The 15,107-nt window shown below is 35.6% G+C and carries 14 protein-coding genes and 1 pseudogene; 13 read left to right on the top strand and 2 right to left on the bottom strand.

Annotated features, from left to right (window positions below; all coding sequences use genetic code 11):
• The first annotated feature begins 438 nt into the window (after positions 1–438).
• The 8 genes and pseudogenes from miaB (at position 439) to groL (ending at position 8,468) form a co-directional block, all read left to right on the top strand.
• The gene (gene miaB, locus AB674_RS16760; protein WP_047778414.1) at positions 439–1,884 is read left to right on the top strand and encodes a tRNA (N6-isopentenyl adenosine(37)-C2)-methylthiotransferase MiaB; all 1,446 of its coding nucleotides are present in this window, start codon (positions 439–441) and stop codon (positions 1,882–1,884) included.
• A gap of 92 nt (positions 1,885–1,976) precedes the next feature.
• The gene (locus AB674_RS16755; RefSeq protein ID WP_047778413.1) at positions 1,977–2,501 is read left to right on the top strand and encodes a YcxB family protein; all 525 of its coding nucleotides are present in this window, start codon (positions 1,977–1,979) and stop codon (positions 2,499–2,501) included.
• A 55-nt stretch (positions 2,502–2,556) separates the two neighbouring features.
• Positions 2,557–3,816, top strand: coding sequence for a sigma-54 interaction domain-containing protein (locus AB674_RS16750; protein ID WP_047778412.1), 1,260 nt, complete (start codon positions 2,557–2,559; stop codon positions 3,814–3,816).
• Positions 3,817–3,958: 142 nt separating this feature from the next.
• The gene (locus AB674_RS16745) at positions 3,959–4,462 is read left to right on the top strand and encodes an LptE family protein (protein ID WP_047778427.1); all 504 of its coding nucleotides are present in this window, start codon (positions 3,959–3,961) and stop codon (positions 4,460–4,462) included.
• A gap of 1,000 nt (positions 4,463–5,462) precedes the next feature.
• A pseudogene (locus AB674_RS23250) lies at positions 5,463–5,999 on the top strand (tetratricopeptide repeat protein); the annotation flags it as partial.
• Between the two features lie 3 nt (positions 6,000–6,002).
• Entirely contained in the window at positions 6,003–6,344 is a 342-nt protein-coding gene (gene secG, locus AB674_RS16735; RefSeq protein WP_047778410.1) for a preprotein translocase subunit SecG, read from the top strand.
• A gap of 138 nt (positions 6,345–6,482) precedes the next feature.
• Positions 6,483–6,758 carry a co-chaperone GroES gene (gene groES, locus AB674_RS16730; RefSeq protein ID WP_047778409.1) on the top strand — a complete coding sequence of 92 codons (276 nt, stop codon included), beginning with the start codon at positions 6,483–6,485 and terminating at the stop codon, positions 6,756–6,758.
• 81 nt (positions 6,759–6,839) lie between these two features.
• Positions 6,840–8,468 carry a chaperonin GroEL gene (groL, locus tag AB674_RS16725; RefSeq protein WP_047778408.1) on the top strand — a complete coding sequence of 543 codons (1,629 nt, stop codon included), beginning with the start codon at positions 6,840–6,842 and terminating at the stop codon, positions 8,466–8,468.
• 243 nt (positions 8,469–8,711) lie between these two features.
• Here groL and AB674_RS16720 read toward each other — a convergent pair whose 3' ends face one another.
• Both AB674_RS16720 and AB674_RS16715 read right to left on the bottom strand, forming a co-directional pair.
• Positions 8,712–10,241, bottom strand: coding sequence for a SulP family inorganic anion transporter (locus AB674_RS16720; RefSeq protein ID WP_047778407.1), 1,530 nt, complete (start codon positions 10,239–10,241; stop codon positions 8,712–8,714).
• Positions 10,242–10,377: 136 nt separating this feature from the next.
• The gene (locus AB674_RS16715; RefSeq protein ID WP_047778406.1) at positions 10,378–10,590 is read right to left on the bottom strand and encodes a hypothetical protein; all 213 of its coding nucleotides are present in this window, start codon (positions 10,588–10,590) and stop codon (positions 10,378–10,380) included.
• Between the two features lie 471 nt (positions 10,591–11,061).
• On the opposite strand from AB674_RS16715, the gene AB674_RS16710 reads away from it, so the two are divergent.
• From AB674_RS16710 to AB674_RS16690, 5 genes are all read left to right on the top strand, one after another.
• A complete protein-coding gene (locus tag AB674_RS16710) occupies positions 11,062–12,057 on the top strand; it encodes a sensor histidine kinase (RefSeq protein ID WP_047778405.1) in 996 nt (331 codons plus the stop codon).
• Entirely contained in the window at positions 12,033–12,743 is a 711-nt protein-coding gene (locus AB674_RS16705) for a LytR/AlgR family response regulator transcription factor (RefSeq protein ID WP_047778404.1), read from the top strand. The genes AB674_RS16710 and AB674_RS16705 overlap by 25 nt, the downstream gene beginning before the upstream one ends.
• 152 nt (positions 12,744–12,895) lie before the next feature.
• Positions 12,896–13,303, top strand: coding sequence for a hypothetical protein (locus AB674_RS16700; protein WP_047778403.1), 408 nt, complete (start codon positions 12,896–12,898; stop codon positions 13,301–13,303).
• Between the two features lie 2 nt (positions 13,304–13,305).
• Positions 13,306–14,598, top strand: a complete 1,293-nt coding sequence (locus AB674_RS16695) for a hypothetical protein (protein ID WP_047778402.1) — start codon at positions 13,306–13,308, stop codon at positions 14,596–14,598.
• A gap of 98 nt (positions 14,599–14,696) precedes the next feature.
• On the top strand, positions 14,697–15,041 hold the full coding sequence (locus AB674_RS16690) for an SH3 domain-containing protein (protein WP_047778401.1): 345 nt from the start codon (positions 14,697–14,699) through the stop codon (positions 15,039–15,041).
• The last annotated feature ends 66 nt before the right edge of the window (positions 15,042–15,107 follow it).

Raw genomic sequence — 15,107 nt, 5'->3', positions numbered from 1 at the left:
TCCTAGAATTACAAAATTTTATACCAATTGATTTTTGCAAAAGTATCATTTTGAATCTACCCCTACTTTAGCTCAATATCATTAAGTTAAGGATTGTCAAAAAAAAGTCTCACGCAGATTTTAGCGGAATGGAATTAAAAAAATCCGCAGAATCCGCAGAATCTGCGTAAAAAAGTCTCTTACCTTAATGACTTTGAGCTTTAGCCAAACTGGTGCTTATTTTGGCTAAAGCCATTAAACTCTTAAATCAAACTATACTCCTCCAGCTAAAGCAGGAGGCAATTCAAAATAATGCGATCTATAATAGCCTTGAAACGGCTTTTTTAAACTCAAAAAAAGCACAAAAACAATGTTAAATCTTCATCTGACATCTTGTCATAATCATTCAAATAATTGTACCTTTGCCACCTTATTAAAATTCACTTCTGAAAGTGCCTTATGGAAAAGATTATTGAAGAAAGCAAACAGGGCGAAAGTCTTGTTTTAGAAAATAAACCTGAGAATACCAAAAAACTTTTTATAGAGAGTTACGGTTGTGCGATGAATTTTTCGGACAGTGAAGTCGTAGCTTCCATTTTATCACAAGGCGGATATAACACCACTTCGGTTTTAGAAGAAGCCGATCTGGTTTTAGTAAACACCTGTTCTATCAGAGACAAAGCCGAACAAACGATTCGCAAACGTCTGGAGAAGTATAATGCTGTAAAACGAATTAATCCAAAAATGAAAGTGGGTGTTTTGGGCTGTATGGCCGAGCGTTTGAAAAGTCAGTTTTTGGAAGAAGAAAAAATAGTCGATCTGGTTGTTGGTCCGGATGCTTATAAAGATTTACCTAATCTATTGGCAGAAGTTGAAGAAGGTCGTGACGCTATCAATGTAATTTTATCGAAAGAGGAAACTTACGGAGATATTTCACCCGTTCGTTTAATGAGTAACGGAATCACCGCTTTGGTTTCGATCACGCGTGGTTGCGATAATATGTGTACGTTTTGCGTGGTACCTTTCACACGTGGACGTGAGCGCAGCCGTGAACCGCAAAGTATTATGCAGGAAATTCAAGACTTATGGAGCAAAGGCTTTAAAGAAATTACGCTTTTGGGACAAAACGTTGACAGTTACCTTTGGTATGGTGGCGGTCTAAAAAAAGATTTCGTAAATGCGTCTGAAATGCAAAAAGCAACAGCAGTAGATTTTGATCAATTGCTTGAAATGGTTGCAGTTGGTTTTCCTAAAATGCGTATTCGCTTTTCGACTTCAAATCCGCAGGATATGCACGAAAGCATTTTGCACGTTATTGCAAAATACCCGAATATCTGTAAACACATTCACTTACCGGTTCAATCGGGAAGTAACCGAATTCTAAAAGAAATGAATCGTCTGCACTCCCGTGAAGAATACATGGCTTTGATTGATAAAATCAGAGCAATTGTTCCCAATGCATCGATTTCACAAGATATGATCGCCGGTTTCCCAACAGAAACCGAACAAGATCACGAGGATACGATGAGTTTAATGGAATATGTGAAGTATAATTTCGGTTATATGTATTCGTATTCAGAGCGTCCCGGAACTTTGGCAGGAAGAAAAATGGAGGATGATGTTCTCGAAGAAACCAAAGCCCGAAGATTGCAAGAGATTGTTGATTTACAACAAAAACACGCCTGGTTCCGTTCTGAAGAGTTTATCGGTCAAACGGTAGAAGTTTTAGTTGAGAAGGTTTCTAAAAAATCAAAAGAAGAATTCTCAGGCAGAAACTCTCAAAGCATCACAGTAGTTTTCCCGAAAGAGAATTATAAAATTGGGGATTTTGTGAATGTAAAAATCACAAGCTGCACCAGCGGAACTCTTAAAGGAGAAGCTGCGGGGTATTCTGGGATGAATTAGATTGTTTCAGGTTTCAGGTTTCAGGTTTCAGGTTATTTCCGGAATTTGAGATGTATGATTTAAATTAAATAGCCCAGTCGCAAGAAGTAAGAATGGAAAAAGAAATCACAATTAAATATAAGCCTAACCTAGATAAATTAGTTAAAGTCTCTAAATACTTACTTTTCAACATCCCTTATCTAAAATGGATTATTTTATTTATTCCTGTCATTCTTTTAAAACATAAAATTATTTCGCTATTTACAGGATCGTATAAAGCAATAGAATGGGACATATTTGATGCTTTACCTTTGGTTTTAATTATTTTTATTTGGTTTTTTGCCTATATCAGATTATCTTCAAACATCAAAAAAAAATTAGTAAAGGACAAAAGAAATTTAGAAACTCAAAAAATAACATTTAACAGAAATTCTTACATACAAGAAGGTGAAACTTTTAAAATAGAGAATTTCTGGAATGAAATGTATCAAATTAAAGAAACTAAATCCTGGCTATTAATATATGTTCAAAAAAACTCTGCTTTACCTATTATTAAAGAAGATTTAAACGACAATCAATACAATGAATTAAAACAACTTTTTAATTCGTTAGACATAAAAAAGAGTTTAAAAAGTTAAGTTTTAAGTCTTGCAAAAAAACTTGAAACAAATAAAAACTTGAAACAAAAAATATATGGAGACCGTTCAAGCAATAAAACAACGTTTTGAAATTATTGGAAATGATCCAAAATTAAACCGCGCTATTGAAAAAGCAATTCAGGTTGCTCCTACCGATATCTCCGTAATGGTAACGGGAGAAAGTGGTGTTGGTAAAGAAAATATTCCACGAATCATTCATTCGCTTTCGCACAGAAAGCATGGTAAATATATTGCCGTAAACTGTGGAGCTATTCCGGAAGGAACTATTGACAGTGAACTTTTCGGCCATGAGAAAGGCGCTTTTACAGGAGCGACGAGCACCCGTGAAGGGTATTTTGAAGTGGCAGATGGCGGAACAATTTTTCTCGATGAAGTGGGTGAATTACCGCTAACCACTCAGGTTAGATTACTCCGTGTACTTGAAAATGGAGAGTTTATAAAAGTAGGATCTTCACAAGTTCAAAAAACCAATGTGAGAATCGTTGCGGCAACCAATGTCAATTTGTTCAATGCCATCGAAAAAGGAAAATTCCGTGAGGATTTGTACTATCGTCTGACTACGGTTGAAATAACCTTGCCGCCTTTGCGTGAAAGAAACGAAGACATCCATTTATTATTTAGAAAATTCGTGGCCGATTTTGCACATAAGTACAAAATGCCACCTTTGAAATTAGATGATGATGCCGTTCAGTTGCTGCAAAAATTCAGATGGAATGGAAACATTCGTCAGTTGCGAAATGTAGCCGAGCAGATTTCTGTTTTAGAAACCAATCGCGATATTACCTTATCTACTTTACAATCTTATTTACCTACGGAAGGAAGTAATTTACCTTCGGTAATCAGCGATAAGAAAAAAGAAAGTGATTTTAGTACGGAAAGAGACATTTTGTATAAAGTCCTTTTTGATATGAAAAGTGATTTAAATGATTTGAAAAAGCTCACTTTAGAATTAATGAAAAACGGCAGTTCAAAAGTGCAGGATATCAATCCTAATTTAATTCAGAAAATATACGGCTCACAGGAAAATGAAAGTGAAATTGATTTTGAAGAAGAACCAAGAACAGCTGTCATGACACCTACCGCCCGCGAAGACAATTATCGCATGCAGGATGACAACAATTATCTCGATGCCGAAACAATTGAAGAGGAAGAGATTTTACGTCTGGAACAAAAAGAAATCGAAATGATCAAAAAGTCATTAGAGAAAAACAAAGGAAAACGTAAAGCCGCCGCTGATGAACTAGGCATCTCAGAACGAACTTTATACCGAAAAATCAAACAATTCGACTTGTAGATAAAAACTAAATTCCAAAAAATAAATTCCAAATTCCAAATTGGTATATTTGAAAAAAAATGAAAGCTCACAATTCCAAAAATGGCCCTCGCCCAAAATTGGAATTTGGAATTTCAAAAAATTGGAATTTCTAACTATTATTATGAAAAAAATATATTCTCTCTTAGCTCTAATCAGCCTCTTTTTATTAAGTGGTTGCAATGTTTACAATTTCACAGGAACAGGACAAATTGATGGCAAAACGTTTCAAGTTAACTTCTTCCAGAATAATGCTGCTCTGATTGAGCCGGGAATCGACAGGGATTTTACTTTGGCTTTGCAGGATTTAATTCAGAATCAAACTAATCTAAACTTAGTCAGCACTGGCGGGGATTTGGTTTATGAAGGAGAAATTGTAGATTACAGAACTACTCCAATGACAGCAACCGCCGACCAACAAGCGGCTCAAAACCGTTTAACGATCCGTATTAATGTTCGATTTACCAATAGAAAAAAGGAAGCGGATGATTTTGAAAGAACATTTGAATTCTACAAAGATTATCCGGGAACAGAGCAATTGGTAGGTTCTACTTTAAATTCTGCTATTAAAGAGATTTACGACAGAATTACCCAGGATATTTTCAATGAGTCCTTGGCAAAATGGTAGTTTTGGTTTAACCGTTACATCTCTTATTCATTAAAATGATGTAACAGTAACCTTCCCGATTAAACAAATAAACAATTCGACGATTAAACAAAAAGAAATGAACGTAACTGATTATACATACCTAATAAACAAACCCGATGCTATTACCGAAAAGCAAACGGAGGGATTAGGCAATGTTCTGAATGAATTTCCGTATTTTCAAAGTGCAAGAGCATTACGATTAAAAGGACTTTATGATCAGAATAGTTTTAAGTATAATTATGCCTTAAAGGTTACTGCAGCTCATACTACAGATCGTTCTGTATTATTTGACTTTATAACTTCTGAGAATTTTGTATCCATTCAAAATGACTATTACGATCAAAAACTGCTGGATCTTTTAAACATTACTGTTTTTGAAAGTGAAATTGTTTTACCCGAAATCCAAAAAGTTCCGGAGATCCGAATCGATCCAATCGAACAATCTATACTGACTTCAATAAGACAGGCGACAACTGTTGTTTTTGAAGAGTCCGTAAAAACGGAAGAGCAACCTGTTATCGAACAGCCTGTTATTATTCCAATAAAAATAGAACAGGAGGTCATTTTTGAAGAACTGATAAAAACCGAAGAACAGCCTGCTGCACTTGTTGTTGAGCAACCTTTAACACCTGCAAAAGAAGAAACCGAAATTGTTTTTGAAGAATTAATAAAAACAGACGAACAAACTGTTCCAACTTATATAAAGGAAGAAACTCAAGAACAAATTATACCTTCTGCCACAGAACAACCTGTTGCTGTTCCTGTAGAAGAAGAAATACTTGCTGTAATTGAAGAACCAATACAAACAGAAGAACAACCTGTTGTAACTTCTACACCGGAAGAGCCTTCAATTGTTGCTGAAGAAACGGTAACAATTCCAGAAGTTCGTGTTGAACCTATTGCGGAATCTGACTTTATTTCTTTGAAAGAAGCCACAACCGTTGTTTTTGAAGAGGTAGTAATTACGGAAAAGTCAAAAGAAACAGAAGCTCAGGAAACCGTAAAAATTGCGGAAGAAAATCTGGAAATCGGAAAACCGTTGGATTTTTCTGTTAACGAAAAACATTCCTTTCAGGAATGGCTGCAACTATCCAGAACAGAACCAATTGACCGAACTAGTGAAGGTCCACAAGAAAATACAGAACCCGTAAGCGAAGTTGAAAAGGCTCCTGAACCTGTTGTTGAAGTTATTGTTCCAATTGAAGAAACAGAAACAATAGAGGACGAGAAAAAGAAAAAAGCGGAATTAATCGATAAATTTATCGAAACAAATCCGAAAATCGCACCGGTCAAGTCCGTAGCAGCTACTACCACTACTCAATTTGACATCAATAAGGAAGAGAATCCATACCTGATGACAGAGACTTTAGCCAGAGTCTATTTGGAACAAAAGAAATATACAAAAGCAATCCAAGCATATGAAATATTAATTTTGAAATATCCAGAAAAAATTAGTTTCTTTGCAGACCGCATATCGGATATAAAGATTTTACAACAAAATAACAATAACAATTAAACAATGAGCACATTTTCAATTTTTTTAGTTTTAATCACAATAGTTTGCTTTCTATTGATCGTAGTAATTATGGTACAGAATCCTAAAGGAGGCGGATTGTCTTCTACAATTAGTGGGACTCAAATGCTAGGTGGAGTACAAAAAACGACAGACTTTTTAGATAAAAGTACTTGGACGTTAGCTACTATCTTAATTGCTTTAATTTTACTTTCAAGCTTAAGCTTTACAGGATCATTAAGTGATACTGACTCTAAACTTATTGAGAAAACGGAAGCTCCTGCTGCCAAAACACCAGCTGCTCCGGCTCAACAAACTCCTGCTCCGGCAGCTCCTGCAACAAAATAATAATTTTGATATAAAATTGAAATGCCAGCCTGTCAAAGCTGGCATTTTTTTTAGGAAATAATGTCAGTTTTTGAAGCATGGCATAATTTCTGAAAGTTTTTGAACATTAAAAAGTATAACCTAAATATAAATAAAATTATGGCTTTAAATATTAAACCGCTTTCTGACCGCGTACTTATCGAGCCTGTTGCAGCTGAAACTAAAACTGCTTCAGGAATCTTTATTCCAGATACTGCCAAAGAGAAACCACAAAAAGGTACTGTAGTTGCAGTTGGAAACGGATCTAAAGATCACACTATGACTGTAAAAGTTGGTGACACTGTTCTTTATGGTAAATATGCCGGAACAGAATTAAAACTAGAAGGCACTGATTATTTAATCATGCGTGAAGAAGATATTCTTGCGATAATCTAAAAATAAAAGTAAGTAATAAATAGTAAGAGTGAAGTACTACGGTAACTTGAAACAACTCAAACTTTAAACAAAAAACAAAAAATGGCAAAAGATATAAAATTTGATATTGAAGCACGTGACGGATTAAAACGTGGTGTTGATGCATTGGCAAATGCTGTAAAAGTAACTTTAGGACCTAAAGGTCGTAACGTAATTATCGGGAAATCATTTGGTGGACCAACGGTTACTAAAGACGGTGTTTCTGTTGCAAAAGAAATCGAATTAAAAGACCCATTAGAAAATATGGGCGCGCAAATGGTTAAGGAAGTTGCTTCTAAAACCAATGATTTAGCCGGAGACGGAACTACAACGGCTACTGTTTTAGCTCAGGCTATTGTAAAAGAAGGTTTAAAAAACGTTGCTGCAGGTGCCAATCCAATGGACTTGAAACGTGGTATCGATAAAGCAGTTGAAGCTATCGTTGCGGACTTAGCGAAACAAGCTAAAGTAGTTGGAAGTGATTCTGATAAAATCAAACAAATTGCTTCTATCTCTGCAAACAATGACGAAGTTATTGGTGATTTAATCGCTACTGCATTCGCTAAAGTAGGTAAAGAAGGAGTAATTACTGTTGAAGAAGCTAAAGGAACAGATACTTATGTTGACGTTGTGGAAGGAATGCAATTTGACAGAGGATACCTTTCTCCATATTTTGTTACAAATCCAGAGAAAATGGAAGTTGAATTAGATTCTCCATACATCTTATTATACGATAAAAAAGTATCTTCTTTAAAAGAATTACTACCTGTTTTAGAGCCGGTTGCTCAATCAGGAAAACCATTATTGATTATTGCTGAGGATGTTGACGGAGAAGCTTTGTCGACTTTGGTAGTAAACAAATTACGTGGAGCTTTAAAAATTGCTGCTGTAAAAGCGCCAGGTTTTGGAGACAGAAGAAAAGCAATGTTAGAAGACATCGCTATCTTAACCGGTGGTACTGTAATTTCTGAAGAAAGAGGATATACCCTTGAAAACACTACTATCGAAATGTTAGGAACTGCAAAAAGAGTTTCTATCGATAAAGACAACACTACAATTGTAAGTGGTGCAGGTGAAGCGGATATCATCAAAAACCGTGTGAACCAAATTAAAGGTCAGATGGAAACTACAACCTCTGATTATGACAAAGAAAAATTGCAAGAGCGTTTGGCTAAATTAGCCGGTGGTGTTGCTGTTCTTTATGTTGGAGCTGCTTCTGAAGTAGAAATGAAAGAGAAAAAAGACAGAGTTGATGATGCCTTACACGCTACTCGTGCTGCTGTTGAAGAAGGAATCGTTGCCGGTGGTGGTGTTGCCTTATTAAGAGCTAAAGCGGCTTTGGCTGACTTAAAAGCAGATAATGCTGACGAGGCTACAGGAATTCAGATTGTATCTCGCGCTATTGAATCTCCACTTAGAACTATCGTTGAAAATGCAGGTCTTGAAGGTTCTGTAGTAGTAGCTAAAGTTGGTGAAGGTTCAGGTGATTTTGGATACAACGCTAAAACAGATGAGTATGTAGACATGTTAAAAGCAGGAATTATCGATCCTAAAAAAGTAACTCGTGTAGCACTTGAAAACGCTGCATCTGTTTCAGGAATGATCTTAACTACAGAATGTGCCTTAATTGATATTAAAGAAGAAAACGCTGGCGGAATGCCAATGGGTGGCGGTATGCCGGGAATGATGTAATCGTTCTTAACTTCTAACACTAAAAAACGCCAAATAGAATTTTCTATTTGGCGTTTTTCTTTTATCTATAATCGAAACAACTATAAGGTTTACTTTTGTTATTTGATGTTTTTAAAAGCTTTAGAAAGAAGTTTTGCGCTGTTTTTCGCCACTAATTGCACTAATTCCCACGAATTTCTCTTCAAATCATTGCGCACAGATTAGTGCAAATTAGTGCAATTCGTGTCTCTTTAAAAAAATCAATTAGCTTACTACCTTATAAGTTGGATCTTCGATTACATTTACCTTAATCACAGCAGCTGCATTTTTAAGTAATATTCTGCAGTCCTCACTTAAATGTTTTAACTCGATTACTTTACCTAATTCGTTGTATTTTCTGGTCAGATTATTTACAGCCTCAATCGCAGACATGTCCGCGATACGGCTTTCTTTAAAATCAATAATCACTCTGTTGGGGTCATTTTGTATATCGAATTTCTCCATAAAAGTGGCTATTGAGCCAAAGAACAAAGGACCGTAAATTTCATAATGTTTCACACCCTCAGCATCCATAAAATGTCTGGCGCGGATTCTTTTAGCGCTTTCCCAGGCAAAAACCAGTGCAGAAACAATTACACCAATCAAGACTGCTAAGGCCAGATTGTGTAGTAAAATAGTAATTACTGCGACCAGAATTCCAACGAAAATATCGTGTTTGGGCATCTTGTTTATAATCCTCAAACTGGACCACTCAAAGGTCGTAATTGCTACCATCATCATAACTCCCACCAAAGCGGCCATTGGCAATTTACCGATTACGGGAGCGCCAAAAAGTATGATTACTAAAATGGTTAATGAAGCAATAATTCCCGAAAGTCTGGCTCTGGAACCTGCCGAAAGATTTACCAAAGTTTGCGCAATCATCGGGCAGCCTCCCATTCCGAAAAAGAAACCATTCAGTATATTAGAACTCCCTTGTGCGATACACTCTCTGTTACTATTACCACGTGTTCCGGTGATTTCGTCCACTAGATTAAGGGTTAGCAAACCTTCTGTTAAACCTACCGCTGCCACGATTACGGCGTAGGGAAATATTACTTTAAAAGTTTCAAAAGAAAGTGGAATATTTGGAATATGAAACGGAGGAAATCCCCCCTGAACCGAAGCAATATCCTGAACTGTTTTAGTCTCAATATTAAACACTAAAACAAGGACAAAAACTACCAATATCGCGACCAAAGATGCCGGAACTGCTTTGGTAATTTTAGAAAAAAGTAGCACTATAGCCACTGTAAGTACCGTCAATCCTGCCATAACATACAAAGAAGTTCCTTGAAGCCAGGTTGTTTGTCCGTTTACAATGGTTTTAAATTGTTCTAGCTGTGACATAAAAATAACAACCGCAAGACCATTCACAAAACCAAACATCACAGGTTGTGGAACCAGTCTGATGAACTTTCCAAATTTAAAAAGTCCAATAGCAATTTGTACTACTCCCCCCAGTGCGACCGCTGCAAAAACATATTCTATTCCGTGTGATCTCATCAAGGCGATCAAAACAATCACCGTTGCTCCTGCACCACCCGAAATCATCCCGGGTCTGCCTCCAAAAACAGCAGTCACCAAACCTGCAATAAAAGCTGCGTACAAACCGGCCAAAGGAGGAAATCCAGCGAGAATTGCAAAAGATAATGATTCGGGAATCATCGTCATCGCCACCGTTAAACCTGCTAAAATTTCATTTTTATAATTAACCTTTTGTGAAAAGTCAAAGAGGGAATATGCTTTTTTCATAAGAGCACAAATTTAAAAAATTATGCACATAAACAGAAGAAACTCTTTCAATCCTGAGAAAAGCCTGAAAAACTCATATTTCGATGTACCGGTTTTTTTTATAAACGGATTCAATAACGGAAAGTATAAAACTTACTTACTCTAACGGCACACAAATATACCCCAGACAGTTTACATAATCTATTATGTTTTTGGGCTCTAATTCGATACCTTCAACTCTTAGAATTTTGTCACAGTCCTCCAGATCAAAATTGATTTTATAATCAGGAAACTGGGTCTGGATCACTGCAATTATATAATTTTTGTCTGATTCTTTCTGAACATTTGTTTTAAAAACCTCAACAACCATAACGCTATTTTTAAATAATAAAAAAACTAGAATTTTTAATTTTGTCTAAAAAAGACAGTCCGATATACCAAACCTATATCTAAGTCCGGATATTTTCTTTCTGATCGTAACCATTCGGTTGGTTTGCTCACCTTCTGCTGTCATTTCTGACCTTAACGTTTTTCAAAAAAAACGTTTGCCTGAGGTGTAACTCGATATTCCTAAGTAACACCGGATTTAAACTCCAGCTGGTTGAACTTAAAAACACCTTCTAAATTTGAGGTGCTTAAAGTTAAGAAAAAACCTTCAGACTCCGATTCGGTTCCAAATTGTTTTTTTACAATGATCAAAAACCAAAGCAAATGTAAATGAGAAGTGCTTATTATAACAGCATAATTACACCAATGGCGTCAAAATTTACACCAATGGCGTTCGTATAATTTTTGTTCGCTACGCTATTGTAAATTACAATATTGCCCTAATTTTGTCCTTATGACGATTCTCAAAATTTACCAGAACTTTTTTCTTAGAAACCTCATCCTGAATATCATTTTGTTTGGGCTTATTTTTATCTGTGTTTACGATGAAACAAAATTCACCGGACAAGATTTATCCTTCATTACTACCAAAATTGCTTTAGGCTTTTTTCCTTGCATTATCTGGATTACCTTTTTTAATCTTTGTATCATCAGACCGTTTTTGTTTCAAAAAAAAATAAAAACTTTCTTCTTCCTTCTTTTCATCTATTGGACTGCTTTTTATTATTTTATGAATTGGTATTTTCCATTGGTCGGATTAGAGAAATCGAGAACTCTATCGATTGTATCGCTTATGATAAACGGGATTGCTTTTTACTTTCTTCATATGATTATTATGAAAAAAGTATCTCAGACCAATAAAGACATTATTAATTTCAAATCAGAGCTTTCGTTTTTAAAACAACAGCTGAATCCTCATTTTTTATTGAATGCCATGAATAATTTATATGGCGAATCCTTGTCTGAACCCGAGAAACTTCCCGACAGAATTCTGAACCTTTCTGATTTACTGCGGTATCAGATTGAAGCGACCAAAAAAGATTTTGTCTTTGTAGCCGAAGAAATAGATTTCATTAAAAAATATATCGAATACTATACGTTCCGGAACGAAAGGCTGGGCATTACCCAAAATTATGAAGGCTCATTTGACAACATCGAAATTCCACCTTTGTTCTTCTTGCCGCTGGTAGAAAATGCTGTGAAATTCTCTGCTGAAACAACCGAACCCTTTATTACAATAGATTTAAAGGTAGACCAGCAGAATTTGTTTTTCACTTTAAAGAATAATTATCCCGAAACCGGTTCCCGACTTTCGAGCACAGGAATCGGAATTGAAAACTTAAAACGACGTCTTGAAGTATACGGTTTAAAACACGAATTAACCTGTAAAAAAGAAGCAAACATCTTTAGCGTAACACTAAACCTATGGCACTTACCTACCGCTGTCTGATTATTGATGACGAATCGCCCGCACATAAGGCATTGGCATCACATATTTCTAAATTTGACGATCTGGAGCATTCCGGAAGCGCTTTTAGTGGTATGGAGGCACTAAAAATGCTCAATGAAAACAACTATGACATTATTTTTCTGGACATTAATATGCCGCTTCTTTCGGGTGTTGAACTTATGGAAATACAGCCCAAAAGACCCCTTACCATTGTCACAACGGCCTATTCTGATTTTGCACTTTCTGCCTATCAAAATGATGCAATTGATTATCTGTTGAAACCCATTTCATTTGAAAAATTCTCTAAAGCTATCGAAAAAGCAAGAACGTATTATTCCGGAAAAAGCCTAAAAAAGGATGATACTACCAACAAAAAAGTGCTTTCCGTACGCGTAAATGGACAAATGACCGATGTTGTAATCAGTGATATTTTATACATCGAAAGTTTGGGTAATTATATGAAACTGTATAGCGCTAAACTCAACTTACCACTGCTTATTTACGGCTCACTCGCCAGTATCACCTCAGAAATTGACAGCACTGACTTTCTTCAGGTACATCGTTCTTATATCGTAAACGTTAATAAAATTAAAGCGGTTACGTTCAAAAACCTAACCATGAATACGAACGAAATTATTCCTGTGGGAAGGAAGTATCAGATTTTATTGAATAGTTTTTTTAAGTAACAATCTGTTCCTCAAAAATACACAAAAGCTCAACTTTAAACAGTTGAGCTTTTTTTTCGTTTTATAATTTGTTTAAAAAAGATAATAACACCTCATCAATATCTTTAATTTAAGCTTACTTTTACTACAAAATAATTTTAACTGCCACCGCTATGATAACCAAAACTACATTAGACACGCTTTATTTAATTAATGATTCCAATCGAATGGTTTCAGTAGAAATAGTAATTGGTGATCAGGGGCAGACCTCTTCTTTGATTGTATCGCTAAACGATGAAGTCATTGTTCCTGACCCTAATAGCAATCCCTCTGAAACGGCCCATAGTGGTAATTTGCCTAAAACAGCCATTAAGGAAAATAAATTACTGCATGGAAAAAATCTTAAAATACAAGCTGTCATAACCGATACCTCTAAAGAAACCAATATAACTTCATTAACTGTAAAATTATCCGGCGGTTTCATAACCAGAACCTATCCCCTATACAAAATGGTCGACAAAGAAGGAGAATCTGCAGATTACTATTGTTATATTGATTTTACTGACTCTACAAAGTTGTGATTATGAAAAAAATAGCTACCCGATTTATTTTAGTTTTCTTTCTCTTTACAAACCTCGCACTTATAGCCCAGGAAAAAGATAATAGTGAGGAATTTGATTTATTAAAAGCTCCAATTTCTCCCGCTTCCAACCTATTAGGTTTTTCGCAAAGCGACATCGACAAACCAACGGATGTCTCTGCTTTTATGACCTCCTTGCAAACAGCAACAAATTCCTTTTCGCAATTGCCCTCCAATTATGCTATCGATATTGCTCCGTTTTGGTTGTTTAAAAAAGACAATCCGGGTGATATCAGTACCAAAGGCCTGAGTAATTCCTCTGGCGAAAAAGTAGTAAAGCAGACTTTGGTCCTCTCTTTTGCTGTTAAAAATACAGACTCCATTTCGAATAATTTTGACCCTGCAAGCACCTACGCTGCTTTTGGTTTCCGGTTTTCTATTTACAGAGGTGAGTATGACAGCAAAACTAAAAATCAATTAACAGCAATTGCTTTATTGCAGCAGGAAAAGTTAAAATTGATGAAAGACAATCACATGGAGGTGTATGAAAACCTTCCGCTCGAAATTGATAGTCTGAAAAAAGTACGAAAAGCTATTTTTATAGGAATTGATCCTAATGATACATCAGACGACAATACCAAGCTTGTTGAATTATTATATAAAAAAGCAGATAAATTAGACTCCATTATTTCCTTGAAAATACAAATTTTATTGGATGACAATATAAGTTCAAAAACAAAGAATGGTGATAGCGATTTAAACAAATTTGAAAGAATCGATACCAAGATAAAGCAACTGGCAAGTCAATTCCAGCTGGCCAGAGTCAATTTTACGTGGGATATTGCGGGCGGTATCAGTGCCGAATTCAGAAATAAAAACTTCAACAATTCAAAAGTTTACAATTCGGGAATATGGACCACTTTTGGTTATACTTGGGAAAAATCGGGTTCCCTATTAGGCTTAGTACGATATTTATATAATCCGGATAAAATCTTTGCCTTAGACAATCAGGTAAACGAAATGAACAATGTCTCTACTATTGATACCGGAGTCAGGTACATTATAGGAAAATCACAATCTAAATTTAATTGCAGTATAGAGGCCATTTACCGAAGTGCCTTGTCTAAAAACACCACTAACTCTTCCTGGAGGCTTATGGCAAATGCCGATTATGCTATTTTAAAAAATCAGAAATTGACATTCTCTTTTGGACGCAATTATGACGGAACGACTTCTAAAGATGGTAATCTGATAGCTGCCTTAGGCCTTGTCTTTGGATTTGGTAACAGCAGATAAATTAATTTCAGAACATAAAACTTCAATAGTCGAATCCTACCTAAAAAATATTGGTATTTTTGAAAAACTCAGACAATTAAAATTAAACCGGTACTCCCATGGAAACTTTTAAAATTCTCGAAACATATAAAACCCAATATAAAGATCCTATTGTTTTGCATGTAGCCGAAATTGTAAATCTGGGAGAAGAGGAAAAAGAAGAAAAATGGAAGGGTTGGATCTGGGCAGAAAGCAAAACCAATAAAGGCTGGATACCGCTGCAAATACTTGAAATTTCGAACGATAAAAAAACCGGTAAAGTTTTAGAATATTATTCCGCCAAAGAATTAGATGTTGAAAAAGGGGATGACATCGAAAAAATCAAATCCTTAAATGGGTGGACATGGTCCAGAAATGTAAAAACCAATGCAGAAGGATGGATTCCTGACGAAATTATCGAATAGAATAATAGTTCATTTTTTGAGAAAAAGTTACGTCGTAAAAACAACAACTATTGGTTGAATTTTTTA

Origin of the sequence: Flavobacterium sp. ABG, assembly GCF_001027725.1 — a bacterium.
Lineage (GTDB): Bacteria > Bacteroidota > Bacteroidia > Flavobacteriales > Flavobacteriaceae > Flavobacterium > Flavobacterium cupriresistens.
This window is presented reverse-complemented; position numbering and strand designations above follow the sequence as displayed.

What these genes read in the sequence shown, in the direction of transcription:
- AB674_RS16715 (WP_047778406.1), bottom strand. Translation starts at nt 10,590, where the DNA reads ATGGTTGTTGAGGTTTTTAAAACAAATGTTCAGAAAGAATCAGACAAA.
- AB674_RS16750 (WP_047778412.1), top strand. Translation starts at nt 2,557, where the DNA reads ATGGAGACCGTTCAAGCAATAAAACAACGTTTTGAAATTATTGGAAAT.
- AB674_RS16745 (WP_047778427.1), top strand. Translation starts at nt 3,959, where the DNA reads ATGAAAAAAATATATTCTCTCTTAGCTCTAATCAGCCTCTTTTTATTA.
- AB674_RS16710 (WP_047778405.1), top strand. Translation starts at nt 11,062, where the DNA reads ATGACGATTCTCAAAATTTACCAGAACTTTTTTCTTAGAAACCTCATC.
- AB674_RS16700 (WP_047778403.1), top strand. Translation starts at nt 12,896, where the DNA reads ATGATAACCAAAACTACATTAGACACGCTTTATTTAATTAATGATTCC.
- AB674_RS16755 (WP_047778413.1), top strand. Translation starts at nt 1,977, where the DNA reads ATGGAAAAAGAAATCACAATTAAATATAAGCCTAACCTAGATAAATTA.
- AB674_RS16705 (WP_047778404.1), top strand. Translation starts at nt 12,033, where the DNA reads ATGGCACTTACCTACCGCTGTCTGATTATTGATGACGAATCGCCCGCA.
- AB674_RS16720 (WP_047778407.1), bottom strand. Translation starts at nt 10,241, where the DNA reads ATGAAAAAAGCATATTCCCTCTTTGACTTTTCACAAAAGGTTAATTAT.
- groES (WP_047778409.1), top strand. Translation starts at nt 6,483, where the DNA reads ATGGCTTTAAATATTAAACCGCTTTCTGACCGCGTACTTATCGAGCCT.
- AB674_RS16690 (WP_047778401.1), top strand. Translation starts at nt 14,697, where the DNA reads ATGGAAACTTTTAAAATTCTCGAAACATATAAAACCCAATATAAAGAT.
- AB674_RS16695 (WP_047778402.1), top strand. Translation starts at nt 13,306, where the DNA reads ATGAAAAAAATAGCTACCCGATTTATTTTAGTTTTCTTTCTCTTTACA.
- groL (WP_047778408.1), top strand. Translation starts at nt 6,840, where the DNA reads ATGGCAAAAGATATAAAATTTGATATTGAAGCACGTGACGGATTAAAA.
- miaB (WP_047778414.1), top strand. Translation starts at nt 439, where the DNA reads ATGGAAAAGATTATTGAAGAAAGCAAACAGGGCGAAAGTCTTGTTTTA.
- secG (WP_047778410.1), top strand. Translation starts at nt 6,003, where the DNA reads ATGAGCACATTTTCAATTTTTTTAGTTTTAATCACAATAGTTTGCTTT.